The following is a 5741-nucleotide window of genomic DNA, read 5'->3' on the forward strand; positions in this document are numbered from 1 at the left end:
GCGCCGAACAGTTCGACCTGGCGGGCGCGGTAGGCGGATTGCTATCCACGCTGACGGCGGACCGGCGCCATCAAATGCTGCTCGACGAAGGCCTGCGAGAACTCGCGCAATGGCTCGACCGCGAGGAAGTCCAGGCGATCCTGGCGGCGAAAATCATCGACGTCGCGGGCGAGGAATATCCGAAGCTGATCGGCATGCTCGGTTTCGTGGGCTTGAGCGCCGAAGACCTCGGCAACAAGTTCGCGGGCGGCCTCGCGCGCGGCGCCAACAAATGGCTGCACGATATTGCCGACGACCCGGAACACGAGCGCCGTCAGGCTTTCGACAGCAAAGTGGAAGCCTTTATTGAACGGTTGAAGTCGGATCCCGCGTTCCGCTCGCGTATCGACCGGCATAAGCGCGAGTGGCTCGAACGGCCGGAATTGCGCTCCTACGTGAACGGCCTGTGGGACGAATTCAAGGACTGGCTGCGCCGCGATCTCGCGCAACCGGATTCGACCCTGCACGCGAAGGTTGTGGGCGCGTCGGCCTCCTTTGCAGCGGCGCTCGGCGACGATCCGGCGCTGCGCGAATCGATCAACGATCACATGCGTGACGCGCTCAAGTCGCTCGCGCCCGAGTTGCGCGACGGCATCGCTAAACATATCGCGGCGACGGTCCGTAACTGGGACGATGCCACGCTCGTGCGCGACGTGGAACTGAGTATCGGCCGCGACTTGCAATTCATTCGCGTGAACGGCACGCTGGTCGGCGGCGCGGTCGGAGTGATCATTCATGCTGTTACCACGTTCCTGGTTTAAGCTGCCGAATCAATATGTTGTATCCGCCGGTCAGCCAATTTCCTGTTCGCCGAGACCGACCATGCCCGAATCGAACGCTGAGCTGATCGAACGTTTCTACGAAGCGTTTCAGCGCGTCGACGCCGAAGCGATGGCCGCGTGCTACGCGCCCGATGTCCAGTTCAGCGATCCCGTTTTCGGCGTGCTGCGCGGTCGCGAAGCGTCGGACATGTGGCGCATGTTGCTCGCGCGCGCCGAGGCGTTCTCGCTCCATTACAGCGACATCGCCGCGATCGGACAGACCGCCAGCGCGCGCTGCGTCGCGACCTACCGGTTTTCGCAAACGGGGCGCATGGTGACCAACCGCATCGATTCCCGCTTCACCATTCGCGACGGCCTGATCTTCGAACATCACGACACGTTCAGTTTGTATCGATGGAGTTGTCAGGCGCTCGGTTTCAAGGGCCTGTTGCTCGGCTGGACGCCGTTCATGCGCAACAAGATCCACGAACAGGCGCGCAAGGGTCTGGCGAGTTTTCGCAAACAGGTGAAGTCATGACGCGCATTGAATCGCCGGCTCGGGACGGCCGCCTTGAGGACGAATGGCTCGAAGCCGATTGCTTCGGTGGGTTCGCTTCCGGAACGGTCGGTACCGAGCGAACGCGCCGATATCACGCGTTGCTGCTGACCGCCACGCAGCCGCCGACCGGGCGCATGGTGTTGGTGAACGGGGTGGAAGCGTGGCTCGAAGACGCGTCCGGTAAGCAACGGATTTCGTTGTCATCGCAGCGATACGGTTCGGGCTACGTCTCGGCGGATCTTTCCAAGACCCTTTCCACCTTCGACACCGAACCCTGGCCCACCTGGCGTTTTCAACTAGGCGACGGCCAGACGCTAACGGCAGAGGTGTTCGTCGCAAAGCAAACCGGCGCGACAGTCTTGCGCTGGCGGATCGACGGCGACGGCGACGGCGGCGTGTTCACACTGAAAGTCCGCCCGCTGATATCGGGCCGTGACTATCACGCGCTGCATCACGACAATGCCGCGTTCAATTTCGAGGCCCACCTGCAGGGCGATCAGGTGCGCTGGCAGTCCTACGGCGACGTGCCGGCGATCGTGGCGGCATCGAATGGTGAGTATCGGCACGCGCCCGACTGGTATCGCGACTTTTGCTATGTCCGCGAGCGCGAGCGCGGCCTCGATTTTTCCGAGGATCTCGCGACGCCCGGCATTTTTTCCTTCGATTTATCGCGTGGCGAAGCCGTCCTCGTGTTGAGCGCGAATCAAGGCGCCGCAACGCCTGCCGTGACCACCGCGAACAGGCTGTGCGAGATCGAACGGGCACGACGCGCGGCCTTTCCCTCGGTGCTGTCGCGTTCCGCCGATTCCTACGTCGTCGCGCGCAACGAAGGCAGCACGGTCCTTGCCGGCTTCCCGTGGTTCACCGACTGGGGCCGCGACACGTTCATCGCGATGCGCGGCTTGCTGATCGCGTCCGGCCGATACGCCGACGCCGAAGCGATCCTGCTCGAATGGGCCAGCACGATTTCCGAAGGCATGTTGCCGAACCGTTTTCCCGATAGCGGCGGCGCACCGGAATACAACTCGGTCGATGCATCGCTATGGTTCGCGATCGCCGTCCATGATTACTTGTTGACAGGTCATGCGCCACCGGACACGCGGACGCGCCTCCAGCAAGCCGTCGATGCGATTCTCGAAGGCTACTCGCGCGGTACGCGCTTCCAGATTTCCGCCGATCAGGACGGGTTGCTGCGCGCCGGCGTGCCCGGCGTGCAACTGACGTGGATGGACGCGAAAGTGGGCGACTGGGTGGTGACGCCGCGCATCGGCAAGCCGGTTGAGATCCAGGCGCTCTGGATCAATGCACTGCGTATCGCCACGGTGTGGAATCCGCGTTGGACGGAACCCGCTGAACGCGCCGTGCTGGCGTTTAAGACACGCTTTACCGACCCCGTTACCGGCGCGCTTTACGACGTGGCCGATGCCGACCACATACCCGGCAAGCTCGATCGTTCGATCCGGCCAAACCAGCTGTTCGCGATCGGTGGACTGCCTTTCGCATTGCTGGACAAAACGGCCGCGCGGCCGATCGTCGATCAATGCGAGCAGCAATTGCTGACGCCGCTTGGCTTGCGCACCCTGTCGCCCGGAGATCCGGCGTACAAGGTCCGCTACAGCGGCGGGCCGCTGCAACGCGACGGCGCTTATCATCAGGGCACCGTTTGGCCCTGGCTGCTAGGGGCTTTCGTCGATGCCTGGCTCTACGTCCATGGTGACGAACCAGGCGCGCTTGAACAAGCCCGCGAGCGCTTTGTCGCGCCCTTGCTTGAGCATCTGCACCACGCGGGGCTGGATCACCTGTCCGAAGTCGCCGATGGCGACGCACCGCATACACCGGGCGGCACGCCGTTCCAGGCATGGTCGCTAGGCGAGCTCATGCGGCTCGAACAACGCTTTACAACCCGATCATCACAATCAGGCTAGATTATTGGTCTTTCCATCACGTCTTACGCTTAAGGATTTCCCATGCCGCCACTGCGTGCCACCAAGTCACTGGACTGCATTGAAGGAGCACGTCTGCACAGCGCCGATGCCGCGCGCTGGCAGCGCTGGGGTCCGTATCTTAGCGAGCGTCAATGGGGAACGGTGCGCGAGGACTACAGCGAGCACGGCACTGCCTGGGACTATTTTCCGCACGATCACGCGCGCAGCAGGGCGTATAGATGGGGCGAGGACGGCCTGGCCGGTTTCGGCGATGACAAGCTCAACTGGTGCGTGTCGCTTGCGCTATGGAATGGCCGCGATGCGATCATCAAGGAGCGCCTGTTCGGACTCACGAACTCGCAGGGCAATCACGGCGAGGATGTGAAGGAGCTGTACTTCTATCTCGACGGCACGCCGACGCATTCGTACATGCGCATGCTGTACAAGTACCCGCATGCCGCGTATCCCTACGACGACCTGGTTGCGGAAAATGGGCGTCGCGGAGCGGACATGCCCGAGTACGAAGTGCTCGACACTGGCGTCTTCGAAGACAACGCGTACTTTGACGTTCAGGTCGAGTACTCGAAGCACACGCCCGAAGATATCGTGATGCGGGTCACGATTGAGAATCGTGGCGACCACGCCGCTGCCATCGACTTGATGCCGCAGATCTGGGCGCGTAATACCTGGTCGTGGGAGCTGACGGAGAAGCCGTCGCTCGCGTTGGACCTGGATGGCTCGGGGAAAACCCGCCGCGTGATCGCGCATTGCAACGGCCAACAGCCTATGGTCGTCACCGCCGGGTCGCAAGACCACGCAGACGCGAACTGGCTGTTTTGCGAGAACGAGACCAACGTCAGGCGCTTGTTCGGCATGGACGGCACGGGGCCGTTCAAGGACGGCTTCAACGATTTCATTGTGCATGGCGACGAAAACGCGATTCGCCGTGATTCCGGCACGCGCGCGGCGGCGCATTTTCATATCGATGTTCCGGCAGGAGGCCGCAAGGTCGTCTGGATGCGCTGGCTTCCCCAGGCCGACGCGGACACGGACCCAAAGCCGCTCGATATCGACGCGTTGTTCGCGCGCCGTATTGCGGAAGCGGATTCGTTCTTCGCGGGGCTGCAACACGAAATGGACGACGCCGACCACCGGCTCGTGCAGCGCCAGGCGCTGGCGGGCATGTTGTGGTCGAAGCAGTATTACGCCTTCGATGTCACGCGCTGGATGGACGGTGATCCGTTGCAGCCGACACCGGCCGACGGCCGCAAACACGGCCGCAATGCAGACTGGCGGCATTTGTGCAACGCGGACATCGTGTCGATGCCCGACAAGTGGGAATACCCGTGGTACGCGTCGTGGGATCTGGCGTTTCACAGCGTTGCGTTCGCGCTCATCGACCCGGCGTTCGCCAAGAAGCAGTTACTGCTGCTGGTCAAGGATCGCTACATGCATCCGAACGGTCAATTGCCGGCTTACGAGTGGGCGTTTAGCGACGCCAATCCTCCGGTCCACGCGTGGGCTGCCTGGCGTGTCTACGAGATCGACCGCGTGATTACGGGCAAGCCGGATCGCGATTTCCTCGAGTTGGTGTTTCACAAGCTGCTGCTGAATTTCTCGTGGTGGGTGAACCGCAAGGATGCCGATGGCCGCAACATCTTCCAGGGGGGTTTCCTCGGCCTCGACAATGTGGGCATCTTCGACCGCTCGTCGCCATTGCCGACGGGCGGCCGTATCGACCAGTCCGATGGCACCGCGTGGATGGCCGCGTACGCGCTCGACCTGATGCGCATTGCGCTCGAACTGGCCGTCGCGAATCATGTATTCGTCGATATTGGCGTGAAGTTCTTCGAGCATTTCTTGTATATCGCGGAAGCGGTCGGTCGCACCGACACCAGCGAAACGGGCTTGTGGGACGACCAGGATGAGTTTTTCTATGACGTCCTGCAATTGCCTGACGGCACCAGCGTGCCCATGCGCATCCGGTCCATTGTCGGGTTGATTCCAATTTTTGCCGTTCACGTGCTGGAAGAACGTTTGCACGGCCAGTTGCCTGGCTTGCGCGAACGGTTGTCGTGGTTCCTCGAACATCGACCGGATCTTGCCAAGCTGGTGTCGCGCTGGAGAGAGCCAGGCAAAGGCAACAGTTTGCTGTTGTCCGTGCTGCGTGGGCACCGGATGAAGGCGCTGCTCAAGCGCATGCTGGACGAAAGCGAGTTTCTCTCCGACTACGGTGTGCGCGCGTTGTCGAAGGTGCATGAGGCCGAGCCATTCGTGCTGCAGCACAACGGCGACCGGTTTTGCATCAAGTACTTGCCGGCCGAGTCTGACACACGCGTGTTCGGTGGCAACTCCAATTGGCGCGGGCCGATCTGGATGCCGGTCAACTTTTTGCTAATCGAATCGCTGTATGAGTTTCACCGGTATTACGGCGATGATTTCCAGGTCGAATATCCC

4 protein-coding genes are annotated in these 5741 nt (G+C 61.9%); all 4 read left to right on the forward strand.

Features of this window, described 5'->3' with window-relative positions:
* Nucleotides 1-800: DUF445 domain-containing protein (locus WCA53_RS06750; RefSeq protein ID WP_423907211.1), on the forward strand; the 800-nt coding region annotated here is incomplete at its 5' end.
* Between the two features lie 61 nt (nt 801-861).
* Nucleotides 862-1338 (forward strand): nuclear transport factor 2 family protein, encoded by a 477-nt coding sequence (locus WCA53_RS06755; RefSeq protein WP_423907213.1) that lies wholly within the window; start codon nt 862-864, stop codon nt 1336-1338.
* Nucleotides 1335-3284, forward strand: coding sequence for an amylo-alpha-1,6-glucosidase (locus tag WCA53_RS06760; RefSeq protein WP_423907215.1), 1950 nt, complete (start codon nt 1335-1337; stop codon nt 3282-3284). Before WCA53_RS06755 ends, WCA53_RS06760 begins: the two co-directional genes overlap by 4 nt.
* Before the next feature lie 42 nt (nt 3285-3326).
* The coding region (locus WCA53_RS06765; protein WP_423907218.1) for an MGH1-like glycoside hydrolase domain-containing protein at nt 3327-5741 on the forward strand (2415 nt) is incomplete at its 3' end.

The sequence above is a fragment of the Caballeronia sp. genome, assembly GCF_049581465.1.
GTDB lineage: Bacteria > Pseudomonadota > Gammaproteobacteria > Burkholderiales > Burkholderiaceae > Caballeronia.

What these genes read in the sequence shown, in the direction of transcription:
- WCA53_RS06760 (WP_423907215.1), top strand. Translation starts at nt 1,335, where the DNA reads ATGACGCGCATTGAATCGCCGGCTCGGGACGGCCGCCTTGAGGACGAA.
- WCA53_RS06755 (WP_423907213.1), top strand. Translation starts at nt 862, where the DNA reads ATGCCCGAATCGAACGCTGAGCTGATCGAACGTTTCTACGAAGCGTTT.